Source organism: Paenibacillus amylolyticus (assembly GCF_003719335.1).
GTDB classification, from domain to species: Bacteria; Bacillota; Bacilli; order Paenibacillales; family Paenibacillaceae; genus Paenibacillus; species Paenibacillus amylolyticus_D.
The window spans coordinates 662,450-678,359 of the sequence record NZ_RIAS01000002.1 but is presented as its reverse complement, the minus strand read 5'-3'; the positions used below and the strand labels follow the sequence as shown (position 1 = coordinate 678,359).

Genomic DNA, 15,910 nt, shown 5'->3' with positions numbered 1-15,910 from the left:
TTTTGTTTTGGTTTTGGTGTTGGTGTTGGTGTTGGTGTTGGTGTTACGACGCCGCTTCTCCGCTTACCCTTCCTCATTCTCCTGACGACGTAAACGTTTCAGCTGGTCCACGGCACTATCCAGCGCTTTTTTGCGCTGTTTCATGGAGCGTAGATGTTGCTGCTCCACCTTTTCAAAATGGGTATGATCCAGCTTCATCCAGTCGAGCACCTGGTTCAGAGGTGGTTTTACGTCGAGCTGTATTTTCTGGCGTTTGCGTGCCACACAACATAGATATTTATGATGAACTTCCAGTTTCAATACTTCAAAATAAGGGATTAAACACATTGCCAGGTTACTCGCATAGAACGTCTGTTTATGATCGTAGAATGGATGGTAGCCATAGGGGACGGTCACGATGAGCGTGCCTTCCTCCCCGAGCAGACGATGAACCTGCAGCAGCAGTGTCTCGGGATGCGCAAAATGCTCCAGCACTTCCCCTAGCAGGACAGTGTCAAACGTGGTTCTCGCCTTCCACTGTGTGATGTCCAGCATGCGGAAATCGACATGGTTGCGGACGGGCTTGGATTCTTTAGCCAGCTCCTCTTGCGCATAGCGAATACTTTCTTCCTCCAGGTCCACACCTGTCACACGAAACCCTTCACGCCCCAGCAGAATAGACGTAATTCCCTGACTGCATCCCACATCCAGAATACGTTTGCCTGTGGTTTCCCGGCACATCCAGTGCACACGGGTCCTCGTCGCTTCATGAGAATCTTCGGAGTTGATCTGCCCGTAATACCGTTCATTCACCCGGTCATGATTCGCCATAGCCATCTCCCGTTTTTCCGCGCAGGTTTTCTACATCTTTATCCGTCCATCCAGCATCACGGTTCCCAAAAGGTTGATCTTTCTTGTTCTCTTTCTCTGCACCTTCACCCGAGGGAACGCTCTCGCGTTTCGTATGCGGAGTTCTTTCAATTTGCCCTTTTACATCTGCCCCTGCTGAATCTCCCTCTCTCGTGACCTGAACGCTATTACTATGGCCTTCCGATCCTGCTACTTCATGTTCTGTATCTTGGTAGTCCTCTTTCTCCATCACTTGTTCCTCATGCTCTACATGTTCTGTTTCTGCATGTTCAGCATCTTCCACAACTTCTGCATATTCCACATGTACCTCGTGGCCTTCATGCTTTACATGTTCTGATTGCGCAACCGCATATCCTTCAGCACCCTTCTCCTGCTCCAAGCTGTGTGCTGTTCCATAGTCATGTCGTTCAGGCTGACCGAGCACAACGATATTGTCTCCGCGGCATCCGGCGGTGGCGTTACGTGTATCAAAAATCAACGGTGCATGATCCGCCATCTCCTGATAATCAAACGCAGAGTGGTCAGTCGTGATGATCACCAGATCGGCCCATGTCCACAATTCGGGCGAAGCCGGCCGGGACTGGAGCATTGAACCATCATCTTGACGGAATACGGGCACCATCGGATCAGTGAAAACAACGTCGGCACCCGCTGCGCTCAGTAGCCGAAAGACGTCGAGCGCAGGGGATTCGCGCAGGTCGTCAATATCTTTTTTGTACGCCATACCTGCCAGTACAACGCGGGCGCCGCGAATAGAATGGCCACGTTGCTCCAGCAAGGCTGCTGCACGCTGAACGACATGCTCTGGCATTTGCCTGTTGGTCGCATCTGCGAGCTCAATGAACCGCAGCTCCGATCCCTGACGATGGGCTGCCCAAGATAGATAGATCGGATCAATCGGAATGCAGTGCCCGCCTATACCCGGTCCAGGATAAAACGGCATATATCCAAACGGCTTCGTTGCTGCGGCTTGTAACACTTCCCAGATATCCACGCCCATCTGCTCACAGGCCGGGGTTAACTCATTAACCAGCGCAATGTTTACGCTGCGAAACGTATTTTCGAACAGTTTGGCTGTCTCGGCAACGGTTGTCGAGCTAACAGGCACGACTTCGTTCAGAAACGAGCCATAGAACTGTGTTCCATAACTCAGACAAGCCGGAGTAGAACCGCCAATGATTTTAGGCGTATTTTTCACACCATAATGTACACTTCCGGGATCCACTCGCTCAGGAGAATAACAGACATAGAATTGCTCACCTGCTGTCCAGCCGCGCGCTGACTCTATGGGCTGTTTCACATGCTCTTCTGTTGTTCCCGGATATGTGGTGCTCTCCAGAATGACCAAGCTGCCTTGCTGAAGATAGGGGGTCATCCCCCCCACAGCTGATGAAATATAGGATATATCCGGCTGATGCTCATCCGTTAACGGAGTCGGTACACAGATTACAATGACATCCGCACCTGCGACGGCCTCATAATCTGTGCCTGCCGTCAACAAATTCGCTTCCAGCAGCGTTTGAAGCACCCCATCTTCAATGCCAATAATATACGAACGGCCTGCACGGAGCTTTGCCACTTTGCCTGCATCAATATCAATGCCGTGCACCTGGTAACCGGACTGTGCCATCTCAACGGCCATCGGCAGACCCACGTAACCAAGACCGATGACAACAGCCTTCAGGGAGCGGTCATGAATGCATTGAAGCGTGGTCTGCTGCGGCTTCGGGCAGAGTTGCTTCAATCGCTGCTGTTTCCGGCCACGGTGCTCTGCTGGAGCCTGTGCCCGCTTCTCCTTTTCGTCTTGACCTTTTTCTTCGGGATACAGGCTGTTCTCACTCATCTCTTCCACCTCCAAACGTTCCGCCTCCCTTCCGTTAGTTGATATATCCTCCTGCACGCAAAAACGCAGCAATCGCCGGTTTGTTCATCATTTCACTGTCAGAACGATACTGGTCAAACTTCACACGCGGCAAATGATCATAATGATTCGTAAGCCCTTGATCGGCATGCTCCGGCAAAATGACATAATATTGCGCATCGTACTGGCGTGTGCGCGGTGCTTCGAATGGCGAGATCAGCACTTCGTGCAGCTTCTCCCCTGGACGGATGCCTGTCACTTTATAATCGCCTGACGGGCGGCCTGCCTGTTCCAGCATGACAGAAGCCAGTTCGGTCATATTGCATGCTTTCATTTTCATGACGAAGGTCTCTCCGCCCACCGCCGCTTCCGCTGCTTTGAGCAATAGATGAATAGCCTCGGTACGTGTCAGGAAAAAGCGAGTCATACCTTCGTCTGTAATGGTCAGGCTTTTGCCTTCATCAATCTGTCTGCGGAACAAAGGTACAACACTGCCGCTTGTGCCCAGCACATTGCCGCCGCGGATACATACAAACCGGGTTTTCTCGCTCAGCCAGTTGGCTCGAATCATCATTTTTTCGCCCAGTGCTTTGGTCATGCCGTATACGTTAATCGGATCAACCGCCTTGTCGGTGGATACATCAATGACTTTCGGAATCCCCATACGGATGGCCGCCCGAATAATATTCTGAGTTCCAATCACATTTGTTTTAAATGCTTCATCCGGCTGATCCTCACAGACCGGGACATGTTTCAGCGCTGCCAGATGGAAGAGCACATCCACGCCTTTGCACGCCTCCTCCACTGCTCGGTAATCTCGAATATCTCCAATAATAAAACGCAGACGCGGATCATGATTGAACTCCCGCTGCATTGCGATCTGAGCATACTCGTTCCGGGAAAGCAGTCGGATCTCCGCCGGGCTCTGCGCGAGCAGTACCTCCGTTAGTTTCTGACCCCAGGAGCCAGTTCCTCCGGTGACCAGAATTGTTTGTCCTTGAATCATGGATGAATCCCTCCTGTTCAGTTCATAAATTCACGTAAAACCTGAGCCATCTCTTCGCGGCTTAAACGGTCTTTAGGCGGTACTTTTTTGACTGACGTATTGCTGGAATGCACGATATTGACGTAGTTCCGCGGTGCAAGCAACTCATGTGGCAAGTCGATCACATTCCCATGCGTGCCTCGGCCCGGAAGTTTCACACGATATCCCGCGGCATACTCCGCTGTCTTGTAGAGATAGACATAAAATTGCGGTGAACGGTGAAATGCCGGAGCCATCTCGTTGTTCACACTGTCCCACAGATAGCCGTTTTGATTAATCAACGCCATCGTTTCTGGCTGAGGCTGCACGTCATAGAGCTGTTGCACAAATGTTTTGTGATACAGATCATCTGAATCCAGACGGGCAATATAGATGTTTTCTACGTCTTTGGCAAACTCCAAAATCGCACGTACACTTTCGATATGGGTTCCAAAGCGAATATTCGAAGGCAGCGGCTCCTGGCTCGCCAAAATCTCCTGCATCAACTCCCCGGATTCCTTCGAGAGCTTCACCACTGTCAAGAAATCTTGATTGGTCTGAGCCTTGAGACAATGCAATGTAAATGTGCGAAAAATGGTCATACGGCGCTCCAGCCATTCGCGGGTCAGCCGCTGCGGATCTAACCCGTAGTTATTGAAGTTAATCTCAATCACAACTTTCCTGGACATACCCTTCCTCCTCATGAACGCTGTAAGCCTATATGGCGAGTACAGACGTTTTCATAGTTTTTTAAATATGAAATCTCGTATCTACGAAACTCGTTCCTCGCGCTGATCGCTTACACTTCAATTCTCTTAATTGCCAGCACAGTATAACGTATGAACTCCTGAACATTCCGGCACCGACATATGTACTGATTTTCCTATAAATAGATTGATATACACCCCAAGTTCTCTCTTGAAGGTCGAACGCACAGATCACGGTTTCTCTCGCAACATAGAATAGAGGAGCTTGATTTTCAAAGGAGGCAGGCATTCGGAATGAATTCCATTTATCTTGAAATGCAGGAAGTGCTGGATCAGCTCGAAGCGGCTTTACGCGAGAAACGTCCGTTCTCTCTGGTGCGTGTGGGGGATGGTGAAAATATCGTAATGTCGCAAGAATCCGTATGGCCTATGGAGCAAGTACTGCAAGAACGCTGGGCGGTCAAAGCCAATCTCGGACAAAAGGGGCTGCGCCTTCCCAACCTGAAGATGCGGGACGAAGTCGCTGCTTCGTTGAAGCGGGCCACCATTGTAGGGGTCCTTCCACGTGGAGACAGCACCATCAAAGCTCCGGATTATCTCAAACGGCCGCTGACCGATATGATTTTTGCTCACTACGGCATCGCGCCAAAGTTGACCTGTCATGCTTGTGTGAATCGTGAACTTGTGCAGGTACCGCGTTTCTGGCAGATGCTTGCTGGCAAACGTGTGCTGCTCGTTACGCGTGAACTGGATGAGTTACAGGCCGCACTCGTTAAGGAGCCTTACCATCTCAACATCGTAAGTACACTGGCATTTGACAACTATGATCAGATGGATGAGACCTTGCAATGGATTCAAACGCATCAGGATGATTTTGATGTTGCTCTGTTCTCTTGCGGGGTTAACGCCGTCATTCTTGCAGAACGAACAGCAGCACTGGCAGGTAAAGTCGCTATCGACTTTGGCAAAGCCAACAACATGATTTTAAAAGGGCGTGCCAACTAAGCTTCATCTACTGTTTTCAGTTTTTCTTCATACCCGCAATCGCCAGCTCTGCTTGTATCTCTACTTCTCCCTTTCTTTCTATATCAAAGTCTTTCAACTCTCTCTTATAAATCAATGCTTACACTTCTGCTTCATCTCAAAACCAAAATCCCCGCCTACCGAGGCGGGGATTTTGAATTATATCTTGATTGGAATGATCTTGATTGCCATGTAACTGAAACGGGTACAACAAACGTCACTATCAGCATGAATGAAATTACATCACGTGGATCGCATGCGACCGAACTTATCATATCTTTCTCTACAGTCTCTCTAACATCTCTCTAAAGTCTATCCCGTCTTCTTTTAGTTGGTCGCAGCAATGCCGTAGAACATCTCCGGTCCGGTTCGCACAGCTGTGGACACACCCGAGATGAACGACGTATATACATTTTCCAGCGCTGGTGGTGCAGCCAAATCCTGAGCTGTGAACGAATGGAACTCGGCACCCCCATTTTGCCCGACCGTACCTTCTGCACGATAGATCACGTAGAATGGATCGTAGATAAAACCGCGCACAATCTCTACAACAAATGTATCGCCCAGTTCTCCCGTAACACCCACCGTGCCGTTGAAGGTAATGATCGGATTAATGACCCCCTGGGTTTGAAGACCGATTACGCCGAAGGCTTCAGGGGATTCGGACAAAGGCAATCCTGGTGCTCCAACAGATCCCGAGTTCTCCGAGGTTCTCATATCAAGAAACACGCCCATGAAGTAACACCTCCAATGCTATGGGATAACATATTCTATGAAACTGACAACTCTTCGGATTGGATGGTTTGCAGATTCGATGAACCTATTTTTAATTCCGCGCGGTTAATGGTATATTGAACAGCATAACGAAATGAACGGATCGTATGCACACAAAGGGTACAAGCTGTTCAGAAGGAGATTGTCATTCATGAATAAACGAAAACGCGCAAGCAGCGGTACATCTGCCAAAGGAAAATCATACGGAGGCTCTTCCAAGCCGCGTTCCGGCCGCTCCAACACTTCATCATCCAAACCGAATTCCCCTCGCTCGGGAGAGGATACGAAGAAGGTTTCAGCCTCCCATTCATCCGTGGCCCCTGCAAAAAGCGGTGACAAAGGAAGCAAGCCGGCCAAATCGGCTGCCGCATCCAAGCGTCCAGGAAATGCATACTATCGCAAGTCCGAACCGCCACGCCAGTACAAGGTAACCGAACCCGATGAACTGCTTCATTTCCTGTTGAAACACGTGAAGTCAGGACGCAATGCGGTGAAGTCTATTTTGGGACGTGGACAAGTATCGATAGATGAGAAAGTTGTGACGAAGTTTAACGAACCTCTGCTGCCCGGACAGATCGTATCGATCAGCAAAGAAGGCGCTGTAGCCGCTCCTTCTCTGACGGGGATTAACATTTTGCATGAAGACGACGACATCATTGTCATTCGGAAGGAAGCCGGACTCCTATCCATCGCGGCTGACAAAAGTGACGATCTGACCGCTTATCGCCAGCTGATGTCACATGTGCGTCGTACCAACGAACTGAACCGGATTTTCATCGTGCATCGTCTGGATCGGGACACCTCGGGTGTGATGATGTTTGCCAAAAGTGAAGAGGTTCAGCAGCAACTGCAAAATAACTGGAAAGAAAACGTACAAGACCGTGTTTATGTCGCACTGGTTGAAGGCGCGGTAGCTCAAGAAGAAGGTACGATCTCCTCTTGGCTCAAGGAAACCAAAACACTCAAGATGTACTCCAGCTCGCGTCCAAACGACGGGCAACATGCGGTTACCCATTATAAACGGCTGAAGTCGAACCGTGAGTTCTCACTGCTGGAAGTACGTCTGGAAACAGGTCGCAAAAATCAGATTCGTGTGCATATGGAAGACCTGGGACATCCAATTGCCGGGGATCGTAAATACGGCGCACGCACAAGAGATCTCGGACGTCTGGGACTCCATGCACGAGTGTTGTCATTTATTCATCCAACGACAGGCAAACTGATGACATTTGAAACAGATATTCCGAAGCCATTTCTGTACCCGTTCCGCGGAGAAGCTACACCTGCACAATAACGTGCTCATACGAAGACGGACAACCGACTGGGATTGCTGTACCTCGCGGGTACATTGACCGTCTGAAAGGAGGTTATCACGTTTGCAAAACCTGTTCATTACCGGTTACCGCGCACATGAACTGCAGATTTTTGGTCAAAAGCATGAGGGCATCCCTTACATTAAAAAAGCAATCTCCTCCCGCCTTACACCTCTTGTGGAAGATGGGTTGGAATGGGTGCTTACTCCAGGTCAATACGGTGTCGATCTTTGGGCCTGCGAGGTTGTTCTTGAATTAAAACAGTTATATCCGCATCTGAAGCTGTCGATCATTACTGCTTTTCAGAACCCGGAGGAACAATGGAAAGAAGACAAGCAGGAGTATTACCGCTCCATTCTGGCTGGGGTAGACTATTATGGTGCAATTAGCAAACAGCCATACATCGGGCCGTGGCAGTTCACTGCACGGGACGATCTGCTGCTGCGCAAAAGCGACGGTCTGCTGCTCGTCTATGACGAAGATGCAGGCGAAGGCAGCCCACGTTTTGTAAAGGAAAAGGCAATGAAGAAACAACAAAACGAGCATTATCCCATCATTACGGTAACTTCCGAGGATATTCAATCTGTCGCGGAGGAAGAACGCATGAATGATTTTGCTTATGATGGGGACATCCCCTTCTAACTACAGATACTGTACAGCAAATTGCTGTACAGTATTTTTTTATCTGACTGGACTCCGTTCTATTGGACTGGGCCCGGACTGGCCCTATTATCGGACTGCATTCCGGGATCGGTGAGATGTTATAAATCACTCTTAAATGGAGTTCATCGGTGAACTATAGGAAATTGCCCTCTCGCCACAAATGGGAATCTCATGTTTTTTTTCGGGCAAGGTTGGGTATAAGTAGTATTAAAACTGCGATTTTTATGTCGTATGGGACAAAGGGGAACTGCAACCATGACTTTAACGCCAGAGCAGCGCATTCAGCTGCACGGGTTCAATAACCTGACCAAGTCACTCAGTTTCAATATGTACGATATCTGTTACACCAAGACCAAAGAAGAACGTGAAGCTTACATTGAATATATCGATGAACAATATAACGCAGACCGACTGACACATATTTTGAAAAATGTATCGGACATCATCGGCGCACACGTCCTGAATGTCGCACAGCAGGATTATGTGCCGCAAGGCGCGAGTGTGACCATGCTGGTATCGGAAGGCCCGATCGTTGAGATTCCCGAGGAATCCTTCGATGAATCGCCCGGTCCCCTGCCCGATAATGTAGTCATGCAGCTGGACAAAAGCCACATTACCGTGCATACTTATCCCGAATTCCACCCCAGCGAAGGCATCAGCACCTTCCGTGCCGATATCGATGTGTCGACCTGTGGTGAGATTTCACCGCTGAAGGCGTTGAATTACCTGATTCATTCTTTTGATACGGACATTATGATTATGGATTATCGCGTGCGCGGTTTTACGAGGGATACGAGTGGACGCAAGCTGTTTATCGACCATGAGATCAGTTCGATCCAGAACTATATTCCGGACGAGATCAAAAGCGGCTTTGATATGATTGACGTGAACGTCTATCAGGAAAACATTTTCCACACCAAATGTAAGCTGAAAGAATTCGATCTGGATAATTATCTGTTCGGGTACACCAAGGACAAGCTGAGCAAAGCCGAGCAACAGGAGATTACCGAGTGGCTGAAGCTGGAGATGGACGAGATTTATTATGGCAAAAATATAGACCGTTCTTCCTAATTGGACAGAGCAATCTGAAATGATGTGATAATCAAAAAAGACAAGTGATTCTGACCCTGCTCCTGACTTCCTTTACGAAAGCAGATGTTGCTGGTCATACACTTGTCTTTTTTGTTGTTTATCGTAACGATCATCACTTGCCTACAGCCTGTTGTTCGTTTGATCCGCTTGACAGTGTGTGGGCGAATTTCTTAAAATAGAGAGAACTGCACTCGGATGCGGTGAAGGAGGACTAGGGTATGATTGAAACGAATACGACCAAGCGTAATGAATCCCTTTTGCAAGCCTTAAACGCACGACATGCAGCCATCACGAACAACATTGCTAACGCCGATACGCCCAACTTCAAAAAGACAACCGTTGAGTTTCAAGACGAGCTTAGACGTATCATCGAGAACGGTAAAACCGGACAACTCCGGATGCAGCGGACACATGAGAAACATTTTCCCGTCAGCAATCCGAATGCCTCCATCGTACAGTACCGAGTGATGCAGAACAATGAAACAGCCATGAACAATAACAACAACAATGTAGATATCGACCGGGAGATGGCTCTGCTTTCCGAGAATCAACTCTTGTATAACTACATGGCTGATCGAGTTAGCGGACATTACAAAAAAATGAAAAATTTATTGAATGATTTAAAATAAAAAGCCTATACCAGCAGCCCTCGTGGCTGCTTTTTTGTGTAGAAACACCGATGATGAAAGCCAGAATGATAGGTAGTTGGCTTGAATGTCTCTTTAATCCACACTGGAAGTTCGGTATTTATTAGGGCTGTAGTATAATGGGTTAAGCGAAGAAAGTTAGATTATATAAAAAGAGGTGCAACATGACTCATCAATACAATGCGTTTCAAGGCTCCAAGGTCAGACTCACGGCACCGTGTCCTGAAGACCGCGTGCAAATTGCACATTTTACACAAAACTACGAATATATGCGTAACATGGATACGGATATTGTGACGCCACAAACATCCGATGAAACCGGTTCTTCTTCCGTTCGGAACGGTCAAGATTTTGAATTTGCCCTGCGCACGTTGGAAGACAATCGCTTTCTCGGATTTGTTGCCATCTATCGATTGGAATGGAATAACCGCTCTGCACAACTGGCTATCGGCATTGGTGAAGAACGAGATCGTGGCAAAGGTTACGGCAGTGACGCTCTTGCGTTGATTTTGCGATATGCATTCCATGAGTTAAACCTGAATCGGATTGCTCTTGACGTGATTGAATACAACGAAGCCGCGAGACGGGCATATTTGAAGGCCGGATTCCGCGAGGAAGGCAGGCATCGTGCTGCAGTGCTGCGAGACGGTACACAATACGATCTGATCTCGATGAGCATTCTTGCAGCGGATTGGTCCGCCCAGACAGGATATCCCGTTTCGTTTCAGCCAGGGGCTAGTTCGGGTAGTGAAAGTGTTTTCCCTTCGACAGGCTCTACTACTGTTGGTCGCATGGCGGTCGAGGTCACTCCCCGAATCGGCGTAGGTGCAGTGATTCTTAATGAACGAAATGAAGTGCTTCTTGTTTGGCGTAATCGTGCACCCGAACAGCATACCTGGAGTATCCCCGGCGGGAAAGTCGATGTGTATGAAACACTGGAAACGGCTGTTATTCGGGAGGTTAAAGAAGAAGTCAATCTGGGTATTGTGATCGACGGTCTTCTCTGTACCGCAGAAACGATTCGTCCTGAATCGCAGGAGCATTGGATTTCCGTGCTATACTCCACCAAGGTAGTTAGCGGAGTAGCACGTAACCTGGAAGAAGGTGGAGCCATTGGAGAGATTGGCTGGTTCCCGCTCCATTCGCTGCCTTCCCCACTCGCCAGCTTTGCCATCCCGGCATTGGAAGCAGCGAAGCGGCAATATACAGAGAAAAATCGGGACAGCGGCACCCAATGAAGGCCTCTTCCGAAAATACATTAGCGCAACTCTGTCGCTGCTCGTCTGGAGCAAGCGATGGCAATGCTATCCTAAGAGGGATAGATATAAGCTGCTATAGCGATGTGAATCAGCACTATACTTTGGACTCATGCTACACTTGAGAATTGGTACTGTACCTATAAGGCTATACGAGGTCATCCTTGTAACCGTCAGAATCTTCCTGGAGCGCAATGCTCGTGGGAGGGCTGACGGTTTTTGCTGTATAATGCTATGAAACTTTCTGAAGAGGAACATGCACAAAATTTTTTCAAAAAACAAGAACCGTTTGGCAACTTTCTCTGTCTAATACGAAACAACATCAGCAAAGGAGGAGCCTTGTGACCCCTACCGAACTTACGCGAGCTGCACAAAAGGGGGATGCTGCAGCGTTTGCAGCCTTAATGGAGACGCATCAGAGCCGCCTGTACCGGATCGCCTATGCGTATCTGCATAATGAGGGCGATGCACTGGAAGCGATACAGGAAGCAACCTACCGCGCATACCGCAAACTCAAAAAACTGAAAGAACCTACCTACTTCAGTACATGGCTAATCCGCATCCTTCTGAACTACTGTGCAGATGAACGCAAACGCAAAATCCGGTTCAGTCCCGTGACCGAGATCCGTGAATCCGGCCGCTGGGATCGTCCCGAAGATCCAGATCTTGCCGCTGCGGTAGCTGTACTTGAACCGGAATACAAACAAATTATTATTCTAAGTTATTTCGAAGGTTTCTCGTTAACTGAAGTCGCTGACATTCTCGAAATTCCGGCAGGCACGGTCAAATCACGACTGCACCGCGCGCTCGGAAAGCTCCGGGATCAACTTGAACCGAAAGGAGAGATCTTATCATGAACGACGAACATAATTCATTCGAAGCTTTGGAGACCCGTCTTCAAGCACGCAAGGCCGAATACGATACCATGCCCGTACCGGATACAGCAACTTCACAGGCCATTCAAGCTGGAATTCGTCAAGCTTCCCGCAAACGAAAAACAAGATTACGCTGGCTGACCAGCTCGATCTCCGCAGCTGCCCTGATTTTATTGTTCACTGGCTGTATTCGGGTATCCCCTGCCTTTGCGTCCTTTGTCGAGCAACTGCCTGGAATGGAAGGCGTCGTTAGTCTGATCCGGCAAGACAAAGGATTGATGATGGCGATTGATCAGTCCCTGTTGCAGAAAGTCGGGATCACCGACGAGCATGACGGGGGTTCCGTAACCGTGGAAGGCATTATTACAGACGACTCACGCATGGTTATTTTTTATAAGATGAAAGGCATGAAAAATACAGAGAAATTCGACTATGACATCGATTTACTTGATGGAGACGGTAAAGATCTTCCTGTTGGTTTTGGTTATTCTACAACCCACTCTGATTCAGATGCTCAAGTATATGAAAACTTTATTGACGTCATCTTTACCGATGAAGCCACCCCTCCGGATGTATTAACGGTGGTGTTCAAATCGAGAGATAAAGCCAATCCAGGGGTATGGAAAGTAACGATGCCAGTCGATAAAAATCTAACCAAAGGCATGAAAAAGGTCATCCCTGTAAACGAAACCTTGGTCGTCGATGGACAACGTATCCAGGTAAAACAGGCCACCATGTATCCAACCCGGTTGGTACTTGACGTGCAGATGGACCCAAACAACACCAAAAAGATCTTTGGTCTCAGCGATCTGCAACTCGTGGATGAACAAGGACGCGCCTGGAGAACCGATACCTCCATCGGGGAAGATACACGTTCCATCTATTTTGAAAGCATGTATTTCTCCAAACCTGAAAAGCTGACCTTACAAGGCTCCGGATTCTCAGGTCTGGATAAAAAGGAGCTTGATTTCAGCCTCGACCTGAAAACACGTGAGATCACGGGCGGCCCTTCCGGGCTCCAAATGCTTGACAGCAAAGTGGAAGGCAAAGATCTCATTGTTGATTTCTCTGTTCCTGACAACATGGAAGATAGTTTCATGCTTGGTTTCAGCAAAGTGAAAGACCGTTCAGGTAAAACCTATCAAACCCCTGGTTCAAGCTGGAGTCCGGGATATGGAAGAGATCAGGATCACACCACGGTATCCATCACCATCGAAAATGGTGCAAAGTTACAGGGTGAACTTCAGATGAAAATTGCTACCTATCCGTCAAAAATAAAGTCACCTTTCTCACTCGAAATCTCTGTAAACCCTTGATGCATAATCAACAAAAGGCTGTCTTTCGCCAAACTTTCCTATATAATGATGGAAATATTATGAAGTCACTTCATGAGCAACGTCAGCTCAAGTGGGAAAGGTGTGTTATAAGATGAACCTGCATTCTATCCGTTATCCGCAGCCACTCGTGAAGGGCGATACGATTGGTGTAGCTGCACCATCCAGTGGTGTAGGCGAGTCTATGCATCGTCATTTGGAAGACAGCAAACACCATATGGAGCGTCTCGGCTTCAACATTAAGGAAAGTACTTCCCTGCGTAACAATTCCAAATGTGTGAGTGCTCCCAAAGAAACTCGCGCGGCAGAGCTGAACGCATTTATGCTTGATCCCGGGATACAGGCCGTCATTCCTCCATGGGGCGGAGAGTTTCTGATGGATATTCTGCCGCTGTTAGACTGGGAAGCGTTGAAGAAGTCACCACCTAAATGGGTGCTCGGCTACTCCGATCTCAGTACATTCTTGTTTGCCTACACGTTGTTAACCGGATCAGCCTCAGCTCATGGTACGAATTATGTTGATCTACGGTCAAATGAATTAGATCCGGTTACGGCTCGCTGGCTTGATGTGCTGCAGACGAAGGCTGACGAAGAGATCACACAAGTATCTTCTACCCATTATCAATCCAAATGGAATATGGCACTGCCCGGCTTCAATCTGGATACGCCTTCTTCCTGGAAGCAGCTTGGAGCAACTGAAGGTAAACATGCCCCTGTTCGCTTCTCAGGACGGCTAATCGGAGGTTGCATGGACACGATTACGTGCCTGATCGGTACTCCTTATGCACCGGTAAAAGACTATTTGCATCAGTACTGCGCTGACGAAGGAACGATCTGGTATCTGGAAAGCTGTGAGATGAATGCAAGTGATATTTATCGTCGTTTGTGGCAGATGAGACAAGCGGGCTGGTTTGTCGGAGCCAACGGTTTTCTGTTTGGACGACCTGCCGGTTATTCGGATACAGCCGATTTTACGTTTACCGATGCTTTGTCTTCCGCTCTTGGCGATCTGAACGTGCCTGTCCTCTATGATGTAGACCTGGGTCACATTCCACCTCAGATGACTTTCGTAAATGGCGCATTAGGTCAGGTAAGTTACGAAGATGGCGGCGGAGCACTGCATATGATATATGTGTAATCACCTTTTGTAGGCAGATGCATACCTTGAAGTAAGAAGGATTTTATTTCGAGGAAGGGTTGTGCATCATGTCTGAATCATCATCCACACCAACCACTCGTGTTGTATATCAGGCCAATCAACCGATGCTGCAATCCGTGCAAAGTGTGCGGAACATGCTGCATCATACGGCTCGTCAGCATATCGGCAAGAAAGTGCACGTTCAGAACATCGATGGTCAGGTCTGGGAAGGAGTCATTATTAGTGCAGACCGCGGAATTCTGTACCTTCAAGTGACGCCAATGCATGGTTATCCTGAACCACGCGCTTTGTTTGGCCCCACAATTTTACCGCTGGTGCTGTATGAATTGCTCGTCATCACCTTGTTAATGTAAGCCAAAAGGCTTCGTCTCTTTCCTCTCGGGGATCGGGCGAAGCTTTTTGGCTTACCTGTCCCGGGATTGCTTATGAGCCTGTGAAATATGATACAATGGTGTCGGTACCTCGCCTTATTACATATGAAACGGAGTTTGATCCGGTTGGAATACATACGTCATAACCCCTCTTCTCCTGTTGAATCCGAACCGGAGATGCGTAACAAAAGTCAACATCCTGTTACTGAACCGTCTGAGCAATCCCAAGTCATCGCCATCTGTCTGCTTGCTGGGAAAATCATGCTGCAAAGCGGCGGTGAAACGTACCGCGTTGAAGATACGATGAAGCGGATGGCCGCTGCATTGGGGCTGCCACATTCACATAGTTATGTGGTGCCCACCGGCATCTTTTTCTCCGTGGATGCCACGGAACCTGCGAAGCTGATTCGCATCTCGGAGCGCACAACAGATCTCGATAAAGTATCTGAAGTCAACGCGGTCTCGCGCCGCATCGGACAAGGGCAACTAACCGTTCAGGAAGCCCATGACCTGTTGCTGGAGATCGAACGAAAACCTTCTGGTTATTCGTATGCTGTGCAGCTAGGGGCCGCTGCATTATCCAGTGCTTGCTTCACGATCATGTTCGGCGGAGGCTGGGGAGATTTTCTTCCGGCACTACTCTGCGGCGGAATCGGTTACGCGGCGGTCATTCTTTTTCACCGCTGGGTGCGCGTCAAATTCTTTGCTGAGCTCACAGCTTCCTTTGTCATCGGCATGCTCGCCTTTTTCCTGGTGTATGCGGGTGCAGGCTTTGAGCGGGACAAAATCATTATCGGTTCTGTCATGCCGCTCGTGCCAGGACTGCTCATTACCAATGCAGTGCGCGACCTGATGGCTGGGCATCTCGTATCCGGCTTATCTAAGGGCGCCGAGGCTTTTCTGACTGCTTTTGCCATCGGCACAGGCATTGCTGTTGTATTTTCACTTTTGATGTAAGACGG

General features: G+C 48.6%; 16 protein-coding genes and 1 pseudogene. 12 read left to right on the top strand and 5 right to left on the bottom strand.

Annotation, left to right across the window (positions count from 1 at the left end; translation table 11 throughout):
• Nucleotides 1–63 precede the first annotated feature (63 nt).
• From EC604_RS06810 to EC604_RS06795, 4 genes are read right to left on the bottom strand one after another with little or no spacing between them, the layout of a single operon-like run.
• Nucleotides 64–810, bottom strand: coding sequence for a class I SAM-dependent methyltransferase (locus EC604_RS06810; RefSeq protein WP_123063378.1), 747 nt, complete (start codon nucleotides 808–810; stop codon nucleotides 64–66).
• Nucleotides 797–2,692 carry a nucleotide sugar dehydrogenase gene (locus EC604_RS06805; protein WP_240036688.1) on the bottom strand — a complete coding sequence of 632 codons (1,896 nt, stop codon included), beginning with the start codon at nucleotides 2,690–2,692 and terminating at the stop codon, nucleotides 797–799. Before EC604_RS06805 ends, EC604_RS06810 begins: the two co-directional genes overlap by 14 nt.
• A 34-nt stretch (nucleotides 2,693–2,726) precedes the next feature.
• On the bottom strand, nucleotides 2,727–3,716 hold the full coding sequence (locus tag EC604_RS06800) for a polysaccharide biosynthesis protein (protein WP_123063377.1): 990 nt from the start codon (nucleotides 3,714–3,716) through the stop codon (nucleotides 2,727–2,729).
• Between the two features lie 17 nt (nucleotides 3,717–3,733).
• Nucleotides 3,734–4,423 (bottom strand): glycosyltransferase, encoded by a 690-nt coding sequence (locus EC604_RS06795; RefSeq protein ID WP_123063376.1) that lies wholly within the window; start codon nucleotides 4,421–4,423, stop codon nucleotides 3,734–3,736.
• 312 nt (nucleotides 4,424–4,735) lie between these two features.
• Between EC604_RS06795 and EC604_RS06790 the strand changes: the two genes are divergently transcribed.
• Nucleotides 4,736–5,446, top strand: coding sequence for a GT-D fold domain-containing glycosyltransferase (locus EC604_RS06790; protein WP_123063375.1), 711 nt, complete (start codon nucleotides 4,736–4,738; stop codon nucleotides 5,444–5,446).
• A gap of 345 nt (nucleotides 5,447–5,791) precedes the next feature.
• Here EC604_RS06790 and EC604_RS06785 read toward each other — a convergent pair whose 3' ends face one another.
• The gene (locus tag EC604_RS06785; protein ID WP_123063374.1) at nucleotides 5,792–6,199 is read right to left on the bottom strand and encodes a hypothetical protein; all 408 of its coding nucleotides are present in this window, start codon (nucleotides 6,197–6,199) and stop codon (nucleotides 5,792–5,794) included.
• Nucleotides 6,200–6,389: 190 nt separating this feature from the next.
• Here EC604_RS06785 and EC604_RS06780 point away from each other — a divergent pair, with 190 nt between their 5' ends.
• The 11 genes and pseudogenes from EC604_RS06780 (at nucleotide 6,390) to EC604_RS06730 (ending at nucleotide 15,905) form a co-directional block, all read left to right on the top strand.
• Nucleotides 6,390–7,532 (top strand): RluA family pseudouridine synthase, encoded by a 1,143-nt coding sequence (locus tag EC604_RS06780; RefSeq protein WP_240036687.1) that lies wholly within the window; start codon nucleotides 6,390–6,392, stop codon nucleotides 7,530–7,532.
• A gap of 82 nt (nucleotides 7,533–7,614) precedes the next feature.
• Nucleotides 7,615–8,193, top strand: coding sequence for a DUF1273 domain-containing protein (locus EC604_RS06775; RefSeq protein WP_123063373.1), 579 nt, complete (start codon nucleotides 7,615–7,617; stop codon nucleotides 8,191–8,193).
• 276 nt (nucleotides 8,194–8,469) lie between these two features.
• Complete coding sequence (gene speD / locus EC604_RS06770; RefSeq protein ID WP_090917942.1) at nucleotides 8,470–9,285, top strand: adenosylmethionine decarboxylase; 816 nt, start codon at nucleotides 8,470–8,472, stop codon at nucleotides 9,283–9,285.
• 239 nt (nucleotides 9,286–9,524) lie between these two features.
• A complete protein-coding gene (gene flgB / locus EC604_RS06765) occupies nucleotides 9,525–9,935 on the top strand; it encodes a flagellar basal body rod protein FlgB (protein ID WP_123063372.1) in 411 nt (136 codons plus the stop codon).
• Nucleotides 9,936–10,117: 182 nt separating this feature from the next.
• Nucleotides 10,118–10,603 (top strand): annotated as a pseudogene (locus tag EC604_RS06760) (GNAT family N-acetyltransferase); the annotation flags it as partial.
• 141 nt (nucleotides 10,604–10,744) lie between these two features.
• The gene (locus EC604_RS06755; protein WP_123063445.1) at nucleotides 10,745–11,191 is read left to right on the top strand and encodes an NUDIX domain-containing protein; all 447 of its coding nucleotides are present in this window, start codon (nucleotides 10,745–10,747) and stop codon (nucleotides 11,189–11,191) included.
• A gap of 359 nt (nucleotides 11,192–11,550) precedes the next feature.
• Nucleotides 11,551–12,066, top strand: a complete 516-nt coding sequence (locus EC604_RS06750; RefSeq protein WP_240036686.1) for a sigma-70 family RNA polymerase sigma factor — start codon at nucleotides 11,551–11,553, stop codon at nucleotides 12,064–12,066.
• On the top strand, nucleotides 12,063–13,400 hold the full coding sequence (locus EC604_RS06745) for a DUF4179 domain-containing protein (RefSeq protein WP_123063371.1): 1,338 nt from the start codon (nucleotides 12,063–12,065) through the stop codon (nucleotides 13,398–13,400). The genes EC604_RS06750 and EC604_RS06745 overlap by 4 nt, the downstream gene beginning before the upstream one ends.
• 112 nt (nucleotides 13,401–13,512) lie before the next feature.
• A complete protein-coding gene (locus tag EC604_RS06740; protein WP_123063370.1) occupies nucleotides 13,513–14,556 on the top strand; it encodes a S66 family peptidase in 1,044 nt (347 codons plus the stop codon).
• 68 nt (nucleotides 14,557–14,624) lie between these two features.
• A complete protein-coding gene (locus EC604_RS06735; RefSeq protein WP_123063369.1) occupies nucleotides 14,625–14,930 on the top strand; it encodes a hypothetical protein in 306 nt (101 codons plus the stop codon).
• Between the two features lie 195 nt (nucleotides 14,931–15,125).
• A complete protein-coding gene (locus tag EC604_RS06730; protein WP_123063443.1) occupies nucleotides 15,126–15,905 on the top strand; it encodes a threonine/serine exporter family protein in 780 nt (259 codons plus the stop codon).
• The last annotated feature ends 5 nt before the right edge of the window (nucleotides 15,906–15,910 follow it).